The sequence below is a fragment of the Methylobacterium sp. WSM2598 genome (assembly GCF_000379105.1).
GTDB lineage: Bacteria > Pseudomonadota > Alphaproteobacteria > Rhizobiales > Beijerinckiaceae > Methylobacterium.
The window spans coordinates 5,202,550-5,222,953 of sequence record NZ_KB900609.1 but is presented as its reverse complement, the minus strand read 5'-3'; the positions used below and the strand labels follow the sequence as shown (position 1 = coordinate 5,222,953).

At 72.1% G+C, this 20,404-nt stretch carries 23 protein-coding genes; 15 read left to right on the top strand and 8 right to left on the bottom strand.

Features of this window, described 5'->3' with window-relative positions:
- Window positions 1-188 precede the first annotated feature (188 nt).
- A complete protein-coding gene (locus tag MET2598_RS0124670; protein ID WP_236728808.1) occupies window positions 189-473 on the bottom strand; it encodes a hypothetical protein in 285 nt (94 codons plus the stop codon).
- Window positions 474-739: 266 nt separating this feature from the next.
- Between MET2598_RS0124670 and MET2598_RS0124665 the strand changes: the two genes are divergently transcribed.
- The gene (locus tag MET2598_RS0124665; protein ID WP_236728807.1) at window positions 740-1,090 is read left to right on the top strand and encodes a DUF1476 domain-containing protein; all 351 of its coding nucleotides are present in this window, start codon (window positions 740-742) and stop codon (window positions 1,088-1,090) included.
- 49 nt (window positions 1,091-1,139) lie between these two features.
- Here MET2598_RS0124665 and MET2598_RS0124660 read toward each other — a convergent pair whose 3' ends face one another.
- Complete coding sequence (locus tag MET2598_RS0124660) at window positions 1,140-1,784, bottom strand: SOS response-associated peptidase (RefSeq protein WP_012330552.1); 645 nt, start codon at window positions 1,782-1,784, stop codon at window positions 1,140-1,142.
- Between the two features lie 111 nt (window positions 1,785-1,895).
- Here MET2598_RS0124660 and MET2598_RS0124655 point away from each other — a divergent pair, with 111 nt between their 5' ends.
- The 4 genes from MET2598_RS0124655 (at window position 1,896) to MET2598_RS0124640 (ending at window position 4,268) form a co-directional block, all read left to right on the top strand.
- On the top strand, window positions 1,896-2,447 hold the full coding sequence (locus tag MET2598_RS0124655; RefSeq protein WP_012330553.1) for a hypothetical protein: 552 nt from the start codon (window positions 1,896-1,898) through the stop codon (window positions 2,445-2,447).
- A 183-nt stretch (window positions 2,448-2,630) separates the two neighbouring features.
- A complete protein-coding gene (locus tag MET2598_RS0124650; protein WP_012330554.1) occupies window positions 2,631-2,846 on the top strand; it encodes a hypothetical protein in 216 nt (71 codons plus the stop codon).
- A gap of 694 nt (window positions 2,847-3,540) precedes the next feature.
- Window positions 3,541-3,786, top strand: a complete 246-nt coding sequence (locus MET2598_RS0124645; protein WP_012330555.1) for a hypothetical protein — start codon at window positions 3,541-3,543, stop codon at window positions 3,784-3,786.
- A gap of 50 nt (window positions 3,787-3,836) precedes the next feature.
- Complete coding sequence (locus MET2598_RS0124640) at window positions 3,837-4,268, top strand: hypothetical protein (protein WP_018262706.1); 432 nt, start codon at window positions 3,837-3,839, stop codon at window positions 4,266-4,268.
- 71 nt (window positions 4,269-4,339) lie between these two features.
- Here MET2598_RS0124640 and MET2598_RS0124635 read toward each other — a convergent pair whose 3' ends face one another.
- A complete protein-coding gene (locus MET2598_RS0124635; RefSeq protein ID WP_012330557.1) occupies window positions 4,340-4,543 on the bottom strand; it encodes a hypothetical protein in 204 nt (67 codons plus the stop codon).
- Window positions 4,544-4,671: 128 nt separating this feature from the next.
- Window positions 4,672-4,971, bottom strand: coding sequence for a hypothetical protein (locus MET2598_RS0124630; RefSeq protein ID WP_012330558.1), 300 nt, complete (start codon window positions 4,969-4,971; stop codon window positions 4,672-4,674).
- 568 nt (window positions 4,972-5,539) lie between these two features.
- Between MET2598_RS0124630 and MET2598_RS0124625 the strand changes: the two genes are divergently transcribed.
- The 5 genes from MET2598_RS0124625 (at window position 5,540) to MET2598_RS0124605 (ending at window position 11,526) form a co-directional block, all read left to right on the top strand.
- Window positions 5,540-6,214, top strand: coding sequence for an OmpW/AlkL family protein (locus MET2598_RS0124625; RefSeq protein ID WP_018262705.1), 675 nt, complete (start codon window positions 5,540-5,542; stop codon window positions 6,212-6,214).
- 284 nt (window positions 6,215-6,498) lie between these two features.
- A complete protein-coding gene (locus MET2598_RS0124620; RefSeq protein WP_018262704.1) occupies window positions 6,499-7,011 on the top strand; it encodes a hypothetical protein in 513 nt (170 codons plus the stop codon).
- 230 nt (window positions 7,012-7,241) lie between these two features.
- Window positions 7,242-8,642 (top strand): IS30-like element ISMtsp4 family transposase, encoded by a 1,401-nt coding sequence (locus tag MET2598_RS0124615; RefSeq protein WP_026190740.1) that lies wholly within the window; start codon window positions 7,242-7,244, stop codon window positions 8,640-8,642.
- Window positions 8,639-11,131 carry a sensor domain-containing protein gene (locus MET2598_RS37300; RefSeq protein ID WP_157182259.1) on the top strand — a complete coding sequence of 831 codons (2,493 nt, stop codon included), beginning with the start codon at window positions 8,639-8,641 and terminating at the stop codon, window positions 11,129-11,131. The genes MET2598_RS0124615 and MET2598_RS37300 overlap by 4 nt, the downstream gene beginning before the upstream one ends.
- A 143-nt stretch (window positions 11,132-11,274) precedes the next feature.
- Window positions 11,275-11,526 carry a hypothetical protein gene (locus MET2598_RS0124605; RefSeq protein ID WP_012330562.1) on the top strand — a complete coding sequence of 84 codons (252 nt, stop codon included), beginning with the start codon at window positions 11,275-11,277 and terminating at the stop codon, window positions 11,524-11,526.
- Window positions 11,527-11,535: 9 nt separating this feature from the next.
- Here the strand turns inward: MET2598_RS0124605 and MET2598_RS0124600 are convergent, their stop codons facing one another.
- Window positions 11,536-11,772 carry a hypothetical protein gene (locus MET2598_RS0124600; protein ID WP_018262702.1) on the bottom strand — a complete coding sequence of 79 codons (237 nt, stop codon included), beginning with the start codon at window positions 11,770-11,772 and terminating at the stop codon, window positions 11,536-11,538.
- A 154-nt stretch (window positions 11,773-11,926) separates the two neighbouring features.
- Here MET2598_RS0124600 and MET2598_RS0124595 point away from each other — a divergent pair, with 154 nt between their 5' ends.
- The 3 genes from MET2598_RS0124595 (at window position 11,927) to MET2598_RS0124585 (ending at window position 13,605) form a co-directional block, all read left to right on the top strand.
- Window positions 11,927-12,319 carry a hypothetical protein gene (locus MET2598_RS0124595; protein ID WP_018262701.1) on the top strand — a complete coding sequence of 131 codons (393 nt, stop codon included), beginning with the start codon at window positions 11,927-11,929 and terminating at the stop codon, window positions 12,317-12,319.
- Window positions 12,320-12,796: 477 nt separating this feature from the next.
- The gene (locus MET2598_RS0124590) at window positions 12,797-13,258 is read left to right on the top strand and encodes a MucR family transcriptional regulator (RefSeq protein ID WP_018262700.1); all 462 of its coding nucleotides are present in this window, start codon (window positions 12,797-12,799) and stop codon (window positions 13,256-13,258) included.
- Between the two features lie 92 nt (window positions 13,259-13,350).
- Window positions 13,351-13,605: a hypothetical protein gene (locus MET2598_RS0124585; RefSeq protein ID WP_012330566.1), complete on the top strand. Its 255-nt coding sequence runs from the start codon at window positions 13,351-13,353 to the stop codon at window positions 13,603-13,605.
- Window positions 13,606-13,607: 2 nt separating this feature from the next.
- Here the strand turns inward: MET2598_RS0124585 and MET2598_RS43465 are convergent, their stop codons facing one another.
- Window positions 13,608-13,898 carry a hypothetical protein gene (locus MET2598_RS43465; RefSeq protein WP_265576513.1) on the bottom strand — a complete coding sequence of 97 codons (291 nt, stop codon included), beginning with the start codon at window positions 13,896-13,898 and terminating at the stop codon, window positions 13,608-13,610.
- Window positions 13,899-14,111: 213 nt separating this feature from the next.
- On the opposite strand from MET2598_RS43465, the gene MET2598_RS0124575 reads away from it, so the two are divergent.
- Window positions 14,112-14,423 (top strand): PsiF family protein, encoded by a 312-nt coding sequence (locus MET2598_RS0124575; protein ID WP_018262699.1) that lies wholly within the window; start codon window positions 14,112-14,114, stop codon window positions 14,421-14,423.
- Between the two features lie 217 nt (window positions 14,424-14,640).
- Here the strand turns inward: MET2598_RS0124575 and MET2598_RS0124570 are convergent, their stop codons facing one another.
- Both MET2598_RS0124570 and MET2598_RS0124565 read right to left on the bottom strand, forming a co-directional pair.
- Window positions 14,641-15,546, bottom strand: coding sequence for a response regulator transcription factor (locus MET2598_RS0124570; protein ID WP_012330569.1), 906 nt, complete (start codon window positions 15,544-15,546; stop codon window positions 14,641-14,643).
- Window positions 15,539-18,880, bottom strand: a complete 3,342-nt coding sequence (locus MET2598_RS0124565; protein WP_018262698.1) for an ATP-binding protein — start codon at window positions 18,878-18,880, stop codon at window positions 15,539-15,541. The genes MET2598_RS0124570 and MET2598_RS0124565 overlap by 8 nt, the downstream gene beginning before the upstream one ends.
- Before the next feature lie 267 nt (window positions 18,881-19,147).
- On the opposite strand from MET2598_RS0124565, the gene urtA reads away from it, so the two are divergent.
- Complete coding sequence (gene urtA / locus MET2598_RS0124560; RefSeq protein ID WP_018262697.1) at window positions 19,148-20,404, top strand: urea ABC transporter substrate-binding protein; 1,257 nt, start codon at window positions 19,148-19,150, stop codon at window positions 20,402-20,404.

The following is a 20,404-nucleotide window of genomic DNA, read 5'->3' as shown; positions in this document are numbered from 1 at the left end:
CCCTGGGTGATCATCCGGATGTGGGGCATGGTCAACTTCCCGCCCAAGACCATCGGCCAGAGCTACAAGAGCCCCTCGCTCTGAGCCTCACGGGCCGGACGGGGCCGCCGATCCGGCGGCCGGAGCGATGCGCGGGCGCGCGTCCGAGCGACGGCGCGTTCGGACCCCGCGCCGCCCGGGCGGGGTCCTCAGTGCAGGCACACCGCCTCGCGGACGTATTGCTCGACCTGTTGCCGCGCCCAGCCCAGCGCCTCGTCCGTCGTCGCGAAGCTCGGTGCCCTGCCGCGGGGCTGGCACGGGCCGAAGCCGGCCTCCAGGAACCAGTGGCCCCAGAATTCCGGATCGAGGAACGCGTCCTGCTCCAGGCGGACCAGGACCGCGACGAGGCGCCGGTCCACGAACAGCAGGCAACCCTGATGGTCGGGGCCGGCGGTGTTCACCAGCACGGCTTGGCAATGTGAGGATGGTGCCATCCGTTACCCCCATCGGTTGCATCGGCGGACCACAAATATAGCGCACTAAGAGTTTTTGCACTCACAGTTTGGTCTCATACCTTTTGGCCTAGGCCGATTGCGGCGGACCATCCGGGGCGCCCGCGCCCAATCTCGGCACCTAGGCGGCCATCATATCCTTATATTGTCAAGTTTGAACGGGTTTTGCATTCGTGCCGGAAGCGGGTAGCATTCATTTAACAAGGATAGCCCGCGCTCGACAATCGGCTATCCGACGGAGGATGCTGATGACGAGGTTGTTTGAGGAACGCGAGAAGGCGGCCGAACTGTTGTTCGTTCGAGCCGAGGAGGCTCGGTTCCTGTCGTACTGTCAGGCTGTTAGATCGCTCGCGGTCTATGTAATGGAGAAGATCGGCCTCGATCGCTATAGCGCCGGACCCTACGCTCACGAGCTGCTGAGCTGCTTGGTCTATGGGTTGGACAAGTCGGCGCTGATCGAGCGCGTCGCGGCTGACCTGGAAGCGAATGGAGTCGCGGTCGATCGCGACGATCTGCGCCGCGAGCTGGAGCGCTCCGCCACGCAGGCGATCTATGCTGAGGAGGCCCCGGCCCGGAGAGGGAACGCGGCGCTCCACTGATCCCGGCCGCGGGCGGCGACCGGTCCGCCGCGGGACCGGCCGGGCCGGCTCAGGCGCCGTCCTGCCGCTCCCCGCGCGCGACCTCCCGCATCGCCTCGTCCGGCAGGGGGCGCTGCAGGCGCAGCGCCTCCTCGGCGGGCGCTTCGAGCCAGGTGCGCCACGCGGCCTCGTCGGTGAGCAGGACCGGCATCGCCTTCGGATGCACCGGGCCGACCACGCCGTTGGCCTCGGTGGTGAGGAAGGCGTAGAGCCGGTGCTCCTCCTCGGCCGGCTCCTCGCGCCGGGGCCCGCGCGGGCCCGTCCAGGGCCGCCAGATCCCCGCGAAGGCGAAGAGCGGCCGCGCCTCGGACAGGGCGAACCAGACCGGGGTCTTGCGCGGCTTGGTATCGGCGTACTCGCTGAAGGAGGAGACCGGCACGAGGCAGCGCTGGGCGGGCTTCAGCCAGGGGCGCCAGTAGGGCGAGGCCGGGTTGCGCAGGTTGGTGACCGGCTGGGAGCCGGCCTTGGGCGGCGGCGGGAAGCCCCAGCGCATCATCGTGAGGACGCGCGCGCCGTCCACCGCGCGCACCACGGGCGCCATCTGGTCGGGGAAGATCGCGGGCAGCGCCGGCAGGTTGCCGGTCTCGTCGCGGCTCACCCCGAAGATGCGGCGGATCTCGTCGGGCGAGCGGGTCAGGCTGTAGAGATTGCACATCGGCGGGGATCCTGCTCGGGGTCTCTGCGGCAGCGCTCGCGGCCGACCGGGTTGGAGGCCGGCGGCGAAGCAGCTATGCAGGAGCCGCGAGCACGGCGGGAGGATTCGGACGTGAGGTGGCGACGGGTCGCGGGCGCGGCCATCATCGTGGGTTCGACCCCCCTGGTTCCGGGGAGCGCGGGGGCGCAGCAGCTCGACATCCAGAACCTCGTCCCCTGCGCCCAGGAGGGGGGCGTGTGCCGGATGCCGCATCCCACCAACGTCTATTACGGCATTCCCGGCAAGACGGTCGGACGACCCTTTCCCCAGGGCGGCAGCATCGCCTGCACCAACCAGAGCTTCGGCGACCCGGTGCCGGGCCAGAGGAAGATGTGCTGGTACGCCCCGCGGGTGGGCGAGCGCGGCCGCGGCGAGGGGCGCGCCCGCGGGGGCGACGAGGATCCCGGCTACGGGCGGCGGGGTGCCCCCGAGCGCTGGGAGCGCGGTTACGACCGCCGCATCCCCGGCGAGGAGATGTCCCCCCGCTTCCGCCGCGAGCGCGAGAGCGACGACGAGTATCTCGGACCGCCCCGCGACCGCGGCTACGGCCGCTACGCTCCGTCCCCCGGCGGCTACGGGTCCCGGGAGGGGCGTCCCTACCGCCCCGATCCCGACGACGAGTGATCCGGGCTCCGAACCCGCAGCGTCGCTCCCGGCGGAGCCTTGCTCCCGGCGGAGCCTTGCTCCGCCCACGGGCGCCGGGCCGGCTTCGCTTTTCTTCGCGTCGGCCCCGCACCGATAAGGATCTCTCGGCCCAAGCTCGGCGTTGGACTGCAGGATGACGACCCGCAGGAGGGAGCCTGAGGCATGAGGGTGGAGCTACGTCGCCTGCTGAACCTGCTCGACCATGTCGGCGATTGGATCTCGCTGTCCGAACTGGACGGCGATCCCTACCTGCTGCCCGACGACGACCTGTTCGTGCCGGGCCTGGTCGCCCGGGGATGGGTGACGCACGATCGCGTGACCGGCTCGATCCGGATCAACGCCGCCGGCCGCGCCGCCTTCGAGCGGCTGGAGCTCTGATGCGCTGTCCGGACGATCACGTCCGGACAGCGGATGACCAGCCCGCGCGGCGCGTGAGCGAAGCCGACATCCGCATGGCCGAAATGGGAGATGGCGACGCAATCCGTCGGATGTCGGATGACGGGGAGCGCCGGGGACCCTCATCGCCCGGGCGCCCGGTCCCGCACGGGCGGGTCGCCCCCGGCCCCCGGGACCGATGCGCGGCCCGTGGCATCCCCCTCCTCATCTTGACGAACGGCGCGGGTGCCATCACCGGCCCGCCTCATCGCCCCTCCCTCACGCCCCCTCGCGGCAGGGCCAAGCCGGACAGCTGCGCCTGAATCCGAGAGATCTTCACCGTCTCACACGAGACATCGCCGGAGATTGCGGCTGCCCGCGGTTTCAGATCCGCCATCCTCTCCCGTGCGGACTCGCGCCGTGAGGCGCCACCACTCCGGCACAACGCTGACGGCACTCACGACGTCTTCGCGCCGGTGATGGCGCACGCATCACCAATCCTGTTCACGCGCGGCAAGCGGTATTGATCGGCGCCATGCGCCGATCCTGCTCCCGTCAAGATTGATCTAAATCCAGTATCATGGCTGATTTACTCGCGCACGTGCTCTGATGCACATGCCGTCTCCATTATCAGTATTACATTTCTTGTGTGACGGGCGGGACCGACCCGGTCCGTTTCTCGCACAGGAGACCAACCATGACGCACAGCTTCGAGACCAAGACGGCCCGGCAGGAGGCGCGGAGCGCCGCGCCCGAGCAGGATTCCCTCCCCGCCCCCGTCGTCCTGACCCCGGAGGAACTCGACGCCGCCGTGGGCGGCGTGCTCGCCACGGGCGGCCTGTCGAACACGCTCAGCGGGCTCCGCAACCCGACGAGCACGATGGGGGTGATCATCGGCCCCCTCGGACCGCTCGGGGCGCTCGGCGGCCTGCAGGCGCGCTGAGGGCGACCGGACCGAGATCCGCCGAGAGCCCGCCAGCAGGAGCCCGGACCATGACCACCCGCATCGATTGCCCCAGTGCTCAGCCGGGCTCCCGCGCGAGCCGGATCTTCGGGGTCGCGACCGGGCCCCTCGCCGAGCGCAGGATCGGCTACCTCACGGCGCCGGTCGAGGCGGCGCCGGAGGTGCTGGCGAAGGCCGGGTACGCGAAGCCGACCGAGCTGTTCCGGATCGCCGCGCCCTGCGCCAAGGCGGCCTGCCGGCACTACAACGGCGCCTGCACCCTCGGGCAGCGCATCGTGACCTCGCTGCCGCCGGTCGTGAGCGGCCCGCCGCCGTGCCAGATCCGGCCGACCTGCCGCTGGCACCACGAGCACGGCGACGCGGCCTGCCTGCGCTGCCCGCAGGTCGTCACGGACAAGGTCGGGGCCAGCGAGGCGGAGATCCGAATCGCCGAGGGCCCGGCCCGGACGGAGCCGGCCTGAGCGCAGGCCCGCGACGCCGCGGCCGACCGGGTCCGTCAGGGTCGGGAGGGGGCCGGCTTCCGGAGGAGCGGTCAGGGCCCGCAGAAGGCGACGTCGCCCATGGCGGTGATCCCGCAGGTGCCGTCGCTCCGCGCGACCTCGTGCAGGCCCTCGCCGGCGAAGGCCCGCGCCGGGACCGCGGCCCTCAGCGCGCCGAAGACGGCCAGCGCGACCGCGAGGGCGCACAGCATCACGACGGTGTTCTGATTGAAGATGAGGCGCGAGATCGCCAGCATCGGATCCTCCGTCCTACAACCAAAGTCGTACGACTTTAGCCGCGCCTGGCGCCCGCTGCGTCATCCGAACGATGGAGGAAGCGCGGCCGGCGCGCCCATGGCGGGCCGGGGAGGTTCGGCCCGCCGCGTCAGCACCCGTTGCAGATCGGCTTCATGGTCTTCTGGGACGTCTTCTCAAGCTGGTCCAGCCTGACCTCGCCGCTGTAGCGGTCCTCCGCGAGATCGCGCACCGTCCTGCCGCTCTTGTCCTTCGGGATGTTTGAGGTTTGAGGCACGTCCTCCGGGACGCGGCCGCCGGCCCGGCCGGCTTGCGCGATGTCCGACCGCCACATCAGCTTGGCGAAGTCGGTCGGCCGCTCCTTCGACCAGCGCGCGCGGTCGGCCTCGGAGCGGCGCAGCGCCGCGAACGGGTCGACGGCGTTCGCCATGACCTGCCTCGCACCAGCGGACCTCGACCGGCGAGGGGACGGCTCCCGCGGCTGCGTCTCGTCGGCATCACCGGCTTGCGCTTCCTCGACGGTCCGATATCCCTGGACATCTGCGGAATTGAACCTCAATGCCGTAAGGTTTGAGCAGCCGCACAGCTGCAATGACACAGCTCCGAGAACCGCAACGCGTCGAACCAACATATGCGACACTCTCCGGGTGCTTGAGTGCGGCCGCTTCCAGGGGTGAAGCGAGGGAAGGCTTAGCAATAAATCAACGCTCTGGCGAGTCGCACCGGTGCCCGCCCGATTCGCCGCAGGCGCCGGCCGGTCGGGCGCGGGACGCGGGCGGCGCCCCGGCATCCTGAGCCGGCGCGGCCCGCCCGAATTGTTGCCGAGGAGGCACACCGGCCGAAGCAGCCCGCCCCCATTGTTGCCGACGAGCCACAATGGTCACCGCAAGCTTGACCGTTTGATCAGGATCAAAGAATGCTCCGCTCCACCTGCGTCAGGTTGCGCCATCCGACGCGCCTGCGCCGGCCGATCTCACTTGAGCAAGAACAGGCACACCATGTCCAAGCGGATCCTCGCCGCCGTAGCGGCCGTCCTCGCCGCGACCACGGCCCAGGCGGCGGACCTTCCCTCCGCGGCCGCCCCGCCCCCCGTTCCCGACCTCGCGCTCTGGTCGCCCTGGATGCTGCGCCTGCGGGCCCTGGCGGTGGTGCCGGATCCGGGCGCGCGCCTCTCGGCGCGCGGCGCGCCGATCGTGGGCGCCGGCGTCGCGGTCACGGATTCGGTGATCCCCGAACTCGACATCTCCTACTTCTTCACCAAGAACATCGCCGCCGAGCTGATCCTGGGCGTGACCCGTCACGGCGTCCGCGGCACCGGCGCCCTCGCCGGGACGCGCATCGGCAGCACCTGGATCCTGCCGCCGACCCTCACGCTGCAGTACCACTTCACCGATTTCGGGCCGTTCAAGCCCTATATCGGCGCCGGTGTGAACTACTCGGTGTTCTTCGGCGAGCAGGAGCGCCTCGGCTTCACCAGCTTCAAGCTCTCGAACAGCGTGGCGCCCGCCGTCCAGTTCGGCTTCGACTACATGCTGGACGCGCATTGGGGCATCAACGTCGACGTGAAGAAGGTGTTTCTCGACACCCACGTCAAGCTGAGCCCGGGCCTGATCCGCGGCCGGGTGGACCTCGACCCGTGGATCGTGGGCGCCGGCGTGACCTATCGGTTCTGAGCCGAGCCCCCGGCGGCCGCGCCCGGCGCCGCCGCGTCCGGGACGCGGTCCGCCGGGGCGGGCCGCCTTCGTCCCGACGCACACGTCGCATCGGCCGGTCCGGGCCCCGTCGGGGGCTGGGGCCGGCCGCGTCGCGTCGTGGAGGCGCCCGGCCCCGCGCGGGACGCGGCGCATCGCCGGCCGCTCGGCTCTGCCGCTCGGCTCTGCCGCTCGGCTCTGCCGCAGGGATGCCGCGATGGCGTGGTGGCCTGCGGCCGCGGCCTCGCCGTCCCCTCGGAGCGGACATGCCCCCCTCACGATCGCTTCCCCTGCGCGCCCTGATCGCCCTCGCCGACGTCGCGGTCGCGGCCTTCGTCATCGGCATCGAGCTGCTGCGGCCGCTCTACCGCCCGCTCTACGAGGCGCTGTCGCGCCTCACCCTGGTGCGGCGCCTGGAGGCCGGCGTCGCGCGCCTGCCCCGCTTCGCGATCCTGGCGCTCCTGGCGGTCCCGTTCCTGGGCGTCGAGCCCCTGAAGCTGGTCGGCGTGGTCTGGATCGCCGAGGGCCGTCCCGGCCGCGGCCTCGCGCTCCTGGCGGGGGCCTACCTGGTGAGCTTCGTGCTGGTCGAGCGCATCTACCACGCGGGAAGGGCCAAGCTCCTCACCATCGGCTGGTTCGCGGTCGCGATCGGCTTCGCGGCGCGGGTGCGCGGGGCGCTGCTCGCCTATGCGCGGGCGACGCGGGCGTGGGGCATGGCCGCCGCGACGGCGCGGCGGGTCCGCGCCCTGCTGCGGCGCCTGATCGCCCGCGCCGCCTGAATCCCGGCCGCCCGATCGCGCCGTCCCGGTTTTTCGTCGTGCCGCGCCTCCGTCTGGGTGGATTTACGCTCCGAATCACGCAACAGACTAAGAAAGTTTTCAGCAAGCCGGTGGAACGCTAGGGCGGCGGGATCACGATCGCTTCATGCTTCTCGATGTCATCGCAACGATCGGTGCGGATTGGGTGGATTCAAGTGGTCGTCGCAACGGCTTGGCGGAGGGCGGTTGTGATGGCAGGTCGGCGGCGTTCGGATCGGGCACTTCGCGAGAAGCTGCGGTCACCGGGTCGTCCCGGGGTCGGTCTGCGCGAGACGCGGCGGGGGTTCTGGGCGTTCCTCGCGCAGGGTCTCTCCAGCGAGGTCGCAGCGATGAAGCTCGGGATCTCGCCACCGGTCGGCTCGCGGTGGTTCCGGACAGCAGGCGGAATGGCACCTTCCCACCTGTCACCATCATCCAAGTCGCCTTCTGCGCGCTACCTGTCGTTGGCTGAGCGGGAGGAGATCGCGATCCTACAAGCGCAAGGTCACGGGGTCCGGGACGTCGCTCGGCGTCTGGGACGGGCGGCGTCGACCATCTCGCGGGAATTGCGCCGCAATGCGGCGACCCGCAGTGGCGGCCTGGACTATCGCGCCACGACCGCGCAGTGGCACGCTGAACGCGCGGCACGCCGGCCCAAGCCAGCAAAACTGGCGGGGAACGCAGCGCTGCGGACGTACGTGCAGGAGCGGCTCGCCGGAACTGTCGCGACACCGGGCGGGAGCGCTCTGCCTGGCCCTAGCGTTGCCTGGAAGGGACGGCGGCACGGGCGACGCCAGAGCCGGCGATGGGGTCGATCCTGGAGTCCGCAGCAGATCGCCGAGCGCCTACGGCTCGACTTTCCGGGCGATACGACGATGCGCATCAGTCACGAGGCGATCTATCAGGCGCTCTACATCCAGGGCCGGGGCGGGCTGAAGCGTGAGCTGACCGCGTGTCTTCGCACAGGACGGGCTTTGCGTGTGCCGCGGGCCCGCAGCCTGGGCCGAGGCAGGTCGTTCGTCACCCCCGAGGTGCTCATCAGCGAGCGTCCGCCTGAGGTGGAGGACCGTGCGGTGCCGGGGCACTGGGAAGGAGATCTGATCCTGGGTCTGAAGAGTTCGGCGATCGGGACCCTGGTCGAGCGCACGACGCGCTTTACGATGCTGCTGCATCTTCCGCCGATGGACGGCCATGGGGTGACACCGCGTGCGAAGAACGGCCCGGCGCTGGCGGGGCACGGGGCCCAGGCGGTGCGCGAGGCGATCGCCGGCACGATCGCGCGCTTGCCCGAGCAGCTGCGGCGCTCGTTGACCTGGGACCAGGGTACCGAGATGGCCGAGCACGCGCGCTTGCGGATCGACGCGGGTCTGCAGGTCTACTTCTGCGATCCACGCTCACCCTGGCAGCGGGGGACGAACGAGAATACGAACGGGTTACTGCGACCGTACTTCCCGAAAGGAACGGATCTGAGCGCCCACAGCGCGAACGATCTTGCTGCTGTGGCCGCAGCCCTCAACAGCAGACCGCGCAAGACGCTGAACTGGAAGACGCCGGCAGAGGCGCTCGACGCTGTGCTGGCTGCCGTGCAAGATGGTGTTGCGACGACCGCTTGAACCCAAGTTGGTTCTGGCAGGCCGATGCCGACCTGCGGATGTCGTCGCTCGACGGCCGCTTCGAAGAGCTGACGGGCCGCTCCGCAGGGGAATGCCTCGGGCGTCCCTGGCCGGGCCTCGACGGGCCGGGCGATCCGGTCGGCGATCTCGCGCCGCTCGCCGCCCGCCGGCCGTTCCGCGACGCGGTCCTGGCCCACCGGCACCCGGACGGGCGCACCCGCTGGTTCCGGCTCGCGGGCGCGCCGGTCCTGTCCGCGGAGGGCGCCTTCCAGGGCTATCGCGGCGTCGGTTGCGACGTCACCGCGGAGATCGAGGCGCGCGACGCGCGGGAGGCCCGGGCGGAGGCGCGGCTCGCCGCGGAGCGGCGCCGCTCCGAGACCCTGCTCGCCCACATCGCCGACGGCGTCCTCATGCTGGACGAGACGCTGGCGATCACCGCCTTCAACCGGCGGTTCCTCGACCTCTACGGCCTCTCGGCCGGGGACCTTCGGGTCGGGCAGCCGCTGGAGACGCTAGTGCGCGCCTGCGCGGCCCGGGGGCTGTTTCCGGGCAAGACCCCGGACAAGGCCTGGGCCGCCGTGGCGGCGGACCTTGCCCGGCGGGTCCCGCGCCGGGCCGAGCGCAGGCTGGCCGACGGGCGCACGGTGGCGCTCACCGTGACGCCCACCCCCGACGGCGGCTTCGTCATGGTCCACGAGGACGCGACCGACCGCAAGCGCGCGGATGCCCGGATGGCGGAGCAGAACCGCTGGCTCGACACCGCCCTCACCCACATGTCGCATGGGCTCGTCCTGTTCGACGCCGCGCACCGGATCACGCTCCTCAACCGGCAATTCCTCGACCTCTACGGGCTGCGGCCGGAGCGGGTCCGCCCGGGCCTCACGGCCGAGCAGCTGATCCGGGAACGGGTGGCGGTGGGCAACTTCCCCGGCCTCGACGCGGACGAGGTCTGGGCGGAGGTGGCCCGGCGGCTCGCCAGCCGGTCCCGCTACCGCCGCGACGAGCAGCTCATCGACGGCCGCACCATCGCGGTCACCTGCGCGCCGACCCCCGACGGCGGCTTCGTCACGGTCCACGAGGACGTGTCCGCCCACAAGCGGGCCGAGGCCCAGATCGTCCACATGGCCCGCCACGACGCGCTGACCGGCCTGCCGAACCGCACCGTGCTGCACGAGGGCCTGACCGAGGCCCTGGCGCGGATCCCGGCCGCCGGCCCGGCCGCCGTGCTCTGCCTCGACCTCGACCGCTTCAAGGCGGTCAACGACACGCTCGGCCACGCGGTCGGGGACCTGCTCCTGAAGCAGGTGACCGCGCGGCTCGACGACGAGATCGGCCGCGCGGCCTCCGCCGGCACCGCCCTCCTGGCCCGCCTCGGCGGGGACGAGTTCGCCGTCGTCCTGCAGCCGGCCAGCCGCGAGCGGGCGGGCGCGCTCGCCGGGCGCCTGATCGAGGCGGTCGGGCGCGACTTCGCCATCGACGGCAAGCGCGTGAACGTGGGCTTGAGCATCGGCATCGCCCTCGCGCCGAGCCCGGGCGCGCTCCCCGCCGACCTGATGCGGGCCGCCGACATGGCCCTCTACGGTGCCAAGGGCGAGGGGCGGGGCGCCTACCGCTTCTTCGAGCCCGAGATGGACGTCGCGGTCCAGGCCCGGCGCGCCGTCGAGCTCGACCTGCGCGCGGCCCTGGCCTCGCCGCAATTCGAGCTCCACTTCCAGCCCTTCCTGACGCTGGCGAGCGACCGGATCGCGGGGTTCGAGGCGCTGGTGCGCTGGCGCCACCCCGTGCGCGGCCTCGTCGCGCCCTCCGACTTTATCCCGGTCGCCGAGGAGACTGGGATGATCGTGCCGCTCGGCGAGTGGGTGCTGCGGGCGGCCTGCCGCGAGGCGGCGCGCTGGCCGGAGACGCTGCGCATCGCGGTCAACCTCTCGCCGGTGCAGTTCCGCCACCCCGCCCTGGCGGCATCGGTCCTCGCCGCCCTCGACGAGGCGGGGCTCGCGGCCTCCCGCCTCGAACTCGAGATCACCGAGGGCGTGCTCCTGCAGGACAGCGAGGCGACGCTCGCGGTCCTGCACCGGCTCAAGCAGCGCGGCGTGCGCATCGCCATGGACGATTTCGGCACCGGCTACTCCTCGCTGAGCTACCTGCGCGCCTTCCCGTTCGACAAGATCAAGATCGACCGCGCCTTCGTGGCGGACCTCGCGGTCCGCCCCGACGCGCTGGCGATCGTGCGGGCCGTCACGAGCCTCGGCGCCGGCCTCGGCATCACCACGACGGCCGAGGGAGTGGAGACGCGGGGTCAGCTGGAGCTGTTGCGGGAGGCGGGCTGCGCCGAGGTCCAGGGCTACCTGATCAGCCCACCCCTCCCCCGCGGCGAGATCCGGGCGCTCCTCGCCCGGGACGCACCGGTGCCCGCCCGCCCGCACCCCGCCCGGACCGCCGCGCCGCGCCGCCGCGCCGGGCCGGCGGGCGGCGTTCCGGAACCCGCCTGAACCCGCGCCGGAACGGGCCGCACCGCCGGGGCAGTGCACCTCCCGGGCGCCGCAGCCGACGGCCTCGCTTTCCGGCCCGGGGCCCCTATGATCGCGGTCGCCCGCGGCCCCTGGCCGCGACCCGCGCCCCCGAGAGGAGCCCCATGACTCCACGCATCACCGCCGCCGTCCTGGGCCTCCTCGCCCTGCAGGCCCCCGCCCTGGCGCAAGGCACCCCGGAGCAGCGGCAGGCCTGCACGCCGGACGCGATGAGCCTGTGCGGCCCCTTTATCCCGGACGCGGTGCGGGTGAAGGCCTGCCTGCTGCACAACCGGCAGAGGCTGACCCCGGCCTGCCGCGCCGCCATCGTGCCCGACGAGCCCCGGCGGCCCCGCCGGCGGCGGCGCGCGCGCTGATCGCGCCGGTCAGGGCGGGTCCTGCGCGGGCTCGCCCGAGAGAGGCAGCACGCCTCCCATCTCGGCGACCGCCCCCGCCCGGAGGTTCGGCCCCGGGGTCGCGAGCGCCACCACGGCCAGGAAGGCGAGGCAGGCCAGGACGGCGAGTGTGCGGGTCAGCCGCTCGGGTCGGTCGCGCTGCGCGTGGATGACCGCGCAGCCGAGAGTGAACAGCGCGGCCTCGGCGAGCGGGACGGCGAGCGTCATGCGGGGGCTCCTGCGGGCCGCGTTGGAATACCACATACCAACCGGCCGGCGGCCTGGGAAGGGCACCCCGCCCCCATAAGTCCGGGGCGCGGCAAGGAACCGGACCGCCATTCACCCGCTTCTTCCTCGCCATCGACGGCAGGAGGAAGACGTCATGAAGGTACCGACTCTGCTGACGGCCGCAGCCATTCTCACGCTGAGCGCCGGTTCGGTTCTGGCCGGCCCGTGCAATACGGGAACGACCAAGGGCAAGTCGCCCGAGCAACACGCGACGAACGCGTCGAGCTCCGACGTGGACAAGGGCAGCAAGAACCTGGCCGGCGGCCAGCAGCCCGCTTCCCCGGGGACGGTCGGGGCGATGAACAATGTCGGCGCCGGTCAGGCGACCGGCGACAAGGGCGGCTCCAGCGCCGATGCCAGGAGCAACCAGACCGACCCGGCGAGCAAGAACCTCGCGGGCGGCCAGCAGCCCGCCTCGCCCGGCACGGTCGGCGCGATGAACAATGCCGGGGCCGACCAGAAGCTCGGACAGAAGGACGATTGCTGATCCGGCCCGCCGGACGCGAGGCCGGGCGCGCCGCCCTCCGGCACGGAGCGGCGGGGCGCCCGGCGCCTCCGCTCCCGACCCGCGCCGCGCTCCCGACCCGCGCCGGCCGGCGGCCCCGGGCGCGAGAAGACCTGCCCATCGCCCAAGGATCCTTGGCCGAGGGATCCTTGGCCGAGGGATCCTTGGCCCGGGGATCCTTGGCCCAGGGATCCTTGGCCCAGGGATCCTTGGCCCAGGGCTCCTTGACCAAAGGATCCTTGGCCAAAGGATCCGTGCCGCCCGCTCGCCCGCCAGGCACACCAGCGCCTCCGGCCTCCCCAAGGTCATGTCCTCTCCGGGCGGCGCTTCCTTCGATCTAATTCGAACGGATTAAATCCTGCGATAGATTATGATTTCACAAGAATTCTGATAATTATCGGCACCGAGGTCGATTTTCCTGTCATCCCCGAATGGAGTCGACCGGAAATGGGTGACCGAATGAGCGAGATCAAAGCGGAATCGACGGCGCCGGGCAGCGGCGCGCTGGCTGGGCTGACCGCCGGCATCGTCACCGCCTACGTGACGGGGAACGCGCTGCGCGCGTCCGACATGCCCCACCTCGTGCGCAGCGTCTACAGCACCCTGGCGACGCTCGGCGGCCCGGCCAAGCCCGCGGTCGCGGAGGCGCCGGTGCCGCCGATCCCGATCAAGAAGACCGTGACGCGGGATGCGATCATCTCGCTGGAGGACGGCAAGCCCTACAAGTCGCTGAAGCGCCACCTCACGGCGCGCGGCCTCAGCCCCGAAGAGTATCGGCGGAAGTGGAACCTGCCCCCCGACTACCCGATGGTGGCCGAGGTCTACGCCCAGCGCCGCTCGGACCTCGCCCGGGTGCTCGGCCTCGGCCAGATCCGCAGCCGGAAGGCCGCGGAGCGGCGCGCGGCCGCGGCGGCCGAGTAGGCGCGGCGGCGCCCGATCGTCGCCCGGCGGGATCCCGGAGCCGTCAGGGGCGTTCCCACGCCTCTCCCCGCTCGTGCCGAGGATCTCGTCAGGTGTCGCCGTCGCCGCTGCTCCCACTGATCGTCACCGCCGTGTTCGCGGCGGGGCTGTTCGTCATCACCCGGCTCGAGAAATGGGCCGATCTCGTCGGCGGGATCCTCGGCCTCACCGCGGTGGGGCTGCTCTGCCTGCTGCTGCTGGCCGTCACTCCCCCGGCGCCCAGCGGCCCGAACCCGGCGCGGGGCCGGCCGGGCGTGCCCGTCAGCATGATGGCGGGGGCCGACCTCGGCTGGCCGGCCCGGCCCTGACCTCACGCCGGCTCGGTGCGCCCCGCCGGCCCCGCCGCGGGGGCGGGCGGCTCGCGGACGAGGCGGTGCGCCTCGCGGACGAGGGCGGGCGCCTCGGCGAGCGGCTCGGGCCGCAGCCGCTCGGCCAGACCGTCGGCGATCCCCGACAGGACGGCGTCCCACGCGCTCCCGAAGCGGCGCAGCGGCGGGCGGGGCGTCAGGAAGGCGGGAAGCGGGCTGGCCGGGCGGGCCGCCGGGGCGGGCGGCTCGGCGGCGGGCGGAAGAACCGGGGCGGAATGCAATCCGTGTCGCATCGGAGCCTCGCGCGGCGGCTGTCCCGGGGCCCGACGCCCCGGTGGCTGACCGGGATACTCTCCCGCGCGCCGGGCCGGACGGCCGTGCCGCGGCGCACGCGCCGCGCGGCGCCCGCGCCGAACCTTCGCCACAGACGCCTCCGAGCATGCGCCCGCCTGGCGGGGCCGGCGCGGGAATCCGCCGCCGGCCCCCGGACGCTCGGAGCATGGTCGATGACGCACTCCCGCTCGGCGCTCGCCGCCGCCGCCCTCCTGGCCGGCCTGTCCGCCGCCCCGGCCAACGACGCCCTCGCCAAGGACACCCTCGCCAAGGACACCCTCGCCAAGGACACCCTCGCCAAGGACGCCCCGGCCAGGAACGCACCGGCCAAGCCGGCCGGCCGCCCCGAACCCGCCGGCGAGGAGAGCTTTCCGGGCGTCGACCCGGCGGTGCTCGCCCAGTGCCGCGGCGAGGCCGAGGCCAAGCGGCTGCGCGGCGAGGCGCGCCAGCTCTTCATGAAGACCTGCGTCGAGCCGGAGGATTGATCCGGGATCCGCTTGATCGACGCGGGTCCCGTATCCCAAGCCTGCGCGGCGCCCGAGCGACGCCGACATCCGCTTTGCCGAAATGGGAGATGGCGAAGCAATCAACCGGATGTCATGTGAGGGCGCCGCGCCCGACCGGCCACCGCGCCGGGGATCCGGTGTCGGGGGTCGCGCGCGGCAGGGGCAGCCCGCGCGGTCGTCCGATTTCGGGCCGGGCTCAGCCTCCCTGCTCCTGCAGCGCCCGCACGACCAGGGCCGAGGCCGAGGTGCGGTTCTCGACGCCGAGCTTGGCGTAGACCTGCTCCAGGTGCTTGGTGACCGTGCGGGGGCTCAGGGACAGGATCTCGCCGATGTCGCGGCTCGCCTTGCCGCGGGAGACCCAGAGCAGCACCTCGGCCTCGCGCTGGGTCAGGCCGAGGGCCCGGCGCAGGCGCTCGATCTCGCCGCCCCCGTCGAGGGCGAGCCGCAGCAGGATCTCGTCGCCCCCGACCTGGCCGATGCGGCTCAGCTGCAGGCGCCGCCCGTCCGGGGTGGCGAGCGCCACGGGCCCGGGCGCCGCGGCCCGCAGCCAGGCCCGGGCGGCCGGCGGCAGCGCCGGGTCGCCCGCCGCGGAGGATTCCGCGAGGTCGCGCAGGAGCCGCGCCGCTTGGGGCGTGCACCAGCGCACCGAACCCGCCCCGTCGACCGCGAAGAGGTAGCGCCCGGCGCTGTCGAGGGCGAGCCGCGCGCTCTGCGCCGCCCGCGCATTGGCGAGGTGGACGCGGATGCGCGCCAGGATCTCGGTCGCCGAGATCGGCTTGGCGACGTAGTCGACGCCGCCCGCCTCCAGCCCCCGCACGATGTGCTCGGTCTCCGACAGGCCGGTCATGAAGATCACCGGCACGTGGGCCAGGGCGGCGTTGGCCTTGAGGCGGCGGCAGGTCTCGAACCCGTCGAGGCCCGGCATCACCGCGTCGAGCAGGATGATGTCGGGGGTGATCTCCTGCACCAGGGTCAGGGCCGCCTCCCCCGAGACCGCGACCAGCACGGTGGCGCCCGTCGCCTCGATGGCGGAGGTGAGGAAGCTCAGGGTCTCGGGCGAGTCATCGACGACGAGGATGACGTCGCGGCCGGGCTCAGGCATCGCCGCGCATCCCCTCCAGCACCGCCATGTAGCGGGGCAGGTCGTAGGCCTGGACGAGGCCCCGCAGCTCCGCCACGAAGGGCGCGGGCGTCTCGGCCTCGATCTCGGCGAGCTTCGCCTCGATGCCCCGGACATGGCCGATGCGCCCGAGCCGGATCAGCTCGGCCACCTGCTCGGGCGCGGCGCGCCGGGGGCCGGTCCGCACGGGGGGCGCCTCGGCGGTGATCCAGTCGAGGCCGAGCAGGGCCTGGATCCGGGAGAGGAAGTCGCGCAGGTCGAAGGGCTTGGCGATGATCGCGTCGTGCGGCGCGTCCTCGCCCCGCACCGGGCTGATCTCGTGGACGTTGGCCGACATCATGGCGATGCGGGCGGGGCCGTGACCCTCCGCGCGCAGGCGCCGGGCGAGCTCCCAGCCGTTCATGCCCGGCATGGCGATGTCGAGGAGGAAGAGGTCCGGCCGGCAGCCCGCCGCGAGGTCGAGGCAGGACGGCCCGTCCGCGGCCGAGAGCAGGGTGAAGCCGAGGGGCGTCAGGATCTCGCGCATCAGGTCGCGGTGGGCGGGATCGTCGTCCACGACGAAGATGGTGCGGCGGCGCCCCGCGTAGCCCCGCACCGGCGCCTCGGCGGGGGCCGCGCGGCCGCTCTCCGCGAGCGAGGACAGCATCAGGCGCAGCCGGAAGGTGCTGCCGCGGCCGAGCGCGCTCGCCACCGTGATCTCGCCGCCCATCACCTGCGCCAGGAGATGGGCGATGGTGAGCCCGAGGCCGGTGCCGGGCGTGCTGGTCGCCGCCGGCAGCGTGCCGCGCACGAAGGGCTCGAAGATGCGCGGCAGGTCGGCCTCCGGGATGCCGGAGCCGGTGTCGGTCACGGCGAATTCGGCGATCTGGTTGCGGTAGGTCAGGTCGAGGCCGACATGGCCCCGGGCCGTGAACTTGATGGCGTTCGAGATCAGGTTGAGCAGGATCTGGCGCAGGCGCTTCTCGTCGGTGGCGACGAGGGCGGGCAGGATCGCCGGCCGGGTGAAGCGGAACTCGAGCCCCGCCGCCTCCGCCTGCGGCCGGCACATGTCGACGATCTGGTCGAGGAAGTCGGGCAGGCGCACCGCGTTGCGGTGGAGCTGGAGCCGGCCGGCCTCCATGCGCGAGATGTCGAGCAGGCCGTCGATCAGGCCCGACAGGTGCTCGGCGCTGCGCCGGATCACCCGGATGCCCGATTGCCGCTGGGGCGGGATCGCCGGGTCGTTCTCCAGGAGCTGCGCGTAGCCGAGCACGGCGTTAAGGGGCGTGCGCAGCTCGTGGCTGATGCCCACCACGTAGCGGCTCTTGGCGAGGTTGGCGGCCTCCGCCGCCTCCTTGGCCTTCTGGAGCTTGGCGTCGGTGATCTTGTGGGCGGCGATCTCGGCCCGGTGCAGGGCGGTCTGGCGGGCGGTCTCCTCCTGGGCGACGCGGCGGCTCTCCTGCGCCAGCACGAAGAGCCACGCCACCACGCCGAAGATCACCGCCATCACGAAGAACACCGCCTCCAGCGCCTGGGCGAGGACGGCGCCGTGCGCGGGGGCGCGGTGCGCCGCCTCCGCGTAGACGACGCCGAGGATCAGCCCGGCGGCGGCGCAGAGCGCCAGCATGATGCCGGCGTAGCGCCCGAGCCGGGACTCGACCACCGCCGCGACGCGGGGCGAGAGCCGCGCCGCGACGTGGCTCACCTGGGCGGAGAGCCGGGCGTGCGGCTTGCACAGGTCGCCGCAGCGCACGTCGAGGGAGCAGCACAGCGAGCAGATCGGCACCGCATAGGCCGGGCAATAGGCCATGTCCTCGGGCTCGAAGCTGTGCTCGCAGACGCCGCAGGTGATCTCGCCGCGCCGCTGCCAGTGCCGCCGCGGCCGGCGCGCGAAGTAGTAGCGGCCGTCCGTCGCCCAGGCGATGAGCGGCGCCGCCGCGAAGGCGGTGCCGAGGGCGATGAAGGCCGCGAAGGCCTGCGGCCCCGCCCCGAGCAGCCCCGCATAGGCCAGGAAGGCGACGAGGCAGGCGAGCGCCATCGCCCCGGTGCCGACCGGGTTCACGTCGTAGAGGTGGGCGCGCTTGAACTCGATGCCGGGCGGCGAGAGGCCGAGCGGCTTGTTGACCGCGAGGTCGGCCACCAGGGCCCCCATCCAGGCCGCCGCCACCAGGGCGTAGAGCCCGAGCGTGCGCTCCAGCGTCTTGTAGATGCCGAGATCCATCAGCAGGAGCGCGATCGCGACGTTGAAGACCAGCCACACCACCCGGCCCGGATGGCTGTGGGTGAGCCGCGAGAAGAAGTTCGACCACGCGATCGAGCCCGCATAGGCGTTGGTCACGTTGATCTTGAGCTGCGAGATCACCACGAACAGGCCGGTGACCAGGATCGCGCCGCCGGCCGGCAGGCCGTACCCGAAGGCCGCGGCGTACATCTGGGTCGGCTCGCTCGCCCGCTCGGCCGGCACGCCCTGGCCGAGCGCCAGCACCGCCAGGAAGGAGCCGAGCAGGATCTTGAGCATGCCCGGCACGACCCAGCCGGCCCCCGCCCCCAGCACCGCCGCCCACCAGCGCAGCTCCCGGTTCGGCTGCGGCGGCGGCACGAAGCGCAGGAAGTCGACCTGCTCGCCGACCTGGGCGAGGAGCGAGAACAGGATCCCGCAGGCGGCGCCGAAGAGCAGCGGGTCGAAGCCCTCGCCCCGCGCCCCCGCGAGGCCCGCATGCGCCATCCAGGCCTCGACGGGGCGGTCCGCCGCGACCGCGATGAAGGCGAGCGGCAGCAGGTTCAGCAGGAGCCAGACCGGCTGCGTGACGAGCTGGAACCGGCTGATCAGCGCGATGCCGTAGGTGACGAGGGGGATCACCGCGAGCGCGCTCACCAGGTAGCCGACCGGCAGCGGCAGGCCGAGGCAGAGTTCCAGCGCCAGCGCCATGATGGCGGCCTCGATGGCGAAGAACAGGTAGGTGAAGCTCGCGTAGATCAGCGAGGTCAGGGTCGAGCCGATATAGCCGAAGCCCGCCCCGCGGGTGAGGAGGTCGACGTCGAGCCCGTGGCGGACCGCGGTGGCGCTCACCGGCACGCCCGCGAGGAAGATCACGAGACCGACCGCCAGGATGGCCGCCATCGTGTTGGTGAAGCCGTAGGCCAGGATCAGCGTGCCGCCGATCGCCTCCAGCGCCAGGAAGGCGACCGAGCCGAGCGCCGTCTGGGCGACGCGCAGGACCGACCAGCGCCGGGCGCGCTTGGCGGTGAAGCGCAGCGCGAAATCCTCAAGCGTCTCGTTCGCGACCCACCGGTTGTAATCGCGCCGGACCGGGATGATGCGCTGTCGTCCCTGCATGTGCCTCCAGGCCGCGCTTGCTGCAGCGCAATCTACGACACGCTTCCGCAAATGCACGCCTGCGGCGCGCCGCTCCCCACCCCGATCGGGACTTGGCGTCCGCGCGCGACGGGGGCAGCGCGCAATCCTGCGCAGGGTCATGGCGCAGCGGTATACGCAAAACAGCGTATATGCTGCGTCGCACAACGCCGCCTAGCCTCCGCTCCGGTCGCGGCGCGGACCGCCCGGGACGGGCCGGCCCCGCGAGCCTTCAGGAGAGGACGAGCGATGGCAGACGAGAACGACCGGGGCCTGGAATCCGCGCTGCGGCGCCGGCTGCTGATGGGGCTGGCCGCGGTGCCGGCGGTGGCGGCCCTGCCCCGCCTCGCGCTGGCCGCCCCCCCGACCTCCGCGGTGAACACGACCGGGCTCGCCGTCACCGACACCGAGGTGACGGTCGGCATCCTGCACTCGGTCACCGGCACGATGGCGATCTCCGAGACCGGCGCGCAGCAGGCCGAGAAGCTCGCCATCGAGCAGATCAACGCCGAGGGCGGCGTGCTCGGCCGCAAGATCAAGATCATCCAGGAGGACGGCGCCTCCGACTGGCCGACCTTCGCCGAGAAGGCCAAGAAGCTGCTCGTCAACGACAAGTGCGCGGCGGTGTTCGGCTGCTGGACCTCGGCCTCCCGCAAGGCGGTGCTGCCGGTGTTCGAGCAGTACAACGGCATGCTCTACTATCCGACCTTCTACGAAGGACTGGAAGAATCGAAGAACGTCATCTATACGGGCCAGGAGGCGACGCAGCAGATCCTGGCGGGCCTCGACTGGGTCGCCAAGGAGAAGGGCGGCAAGACCTTCTTCTTCATCGGCTCGGACTACATCTGGCCGCGCACCTCGAACAAGATCGCCCGCAAGCACGTCGAGAACGTGATCAAGGGCAAGGTCGTCGGTGAGGAGTATTTCCCGCTCGGCCACACCCAGTTCAACTCGGTAATCAACAAGATCAAGCTGACGAAGCCGAACGTGATTTTCGCCGACGTAGTCGGCGGCTCGAACGTGGCCTTCTACAAGCAGCTCAAGGCGGCCGGCATCGACCTGTCGAAGCAGGTGCTGATGACGATCTCGGTGACCGAGGACGAGATCGACGGCATCGGCGGCGAGAACATCGCCGGCGCCTACGCCTGCATGAAGTACTTCCAATCCCTGAAGAACCCGAACAACGAGAAGTTCGTGCCCGCCTTCAAGAAGATGTGGGGCGAGAAGACGGTGATCGGCGACGTCACCCAGGCGGCCTACCTGGGCCCGTACCTGTGGAAGCTGACCGCCGAGAAGGTCGGCTCGTTCGACGTCGACAAGATCGCGGCGGGCTCGGCCGGCGTCGAGTTCAAGGGCGCCCCCGAGGGCTACGTGCGCATCCACCCGAACCACCACCTGTGGTCGAAGACGCGCGTCGGCCTCGCCAAGGCGGACGGGCAGTTCGAGGTGGTCTACGAGAGTGCCGACCTGATCGAGCCGAACCCGTTCCCGGTCGGCTACCAGTAG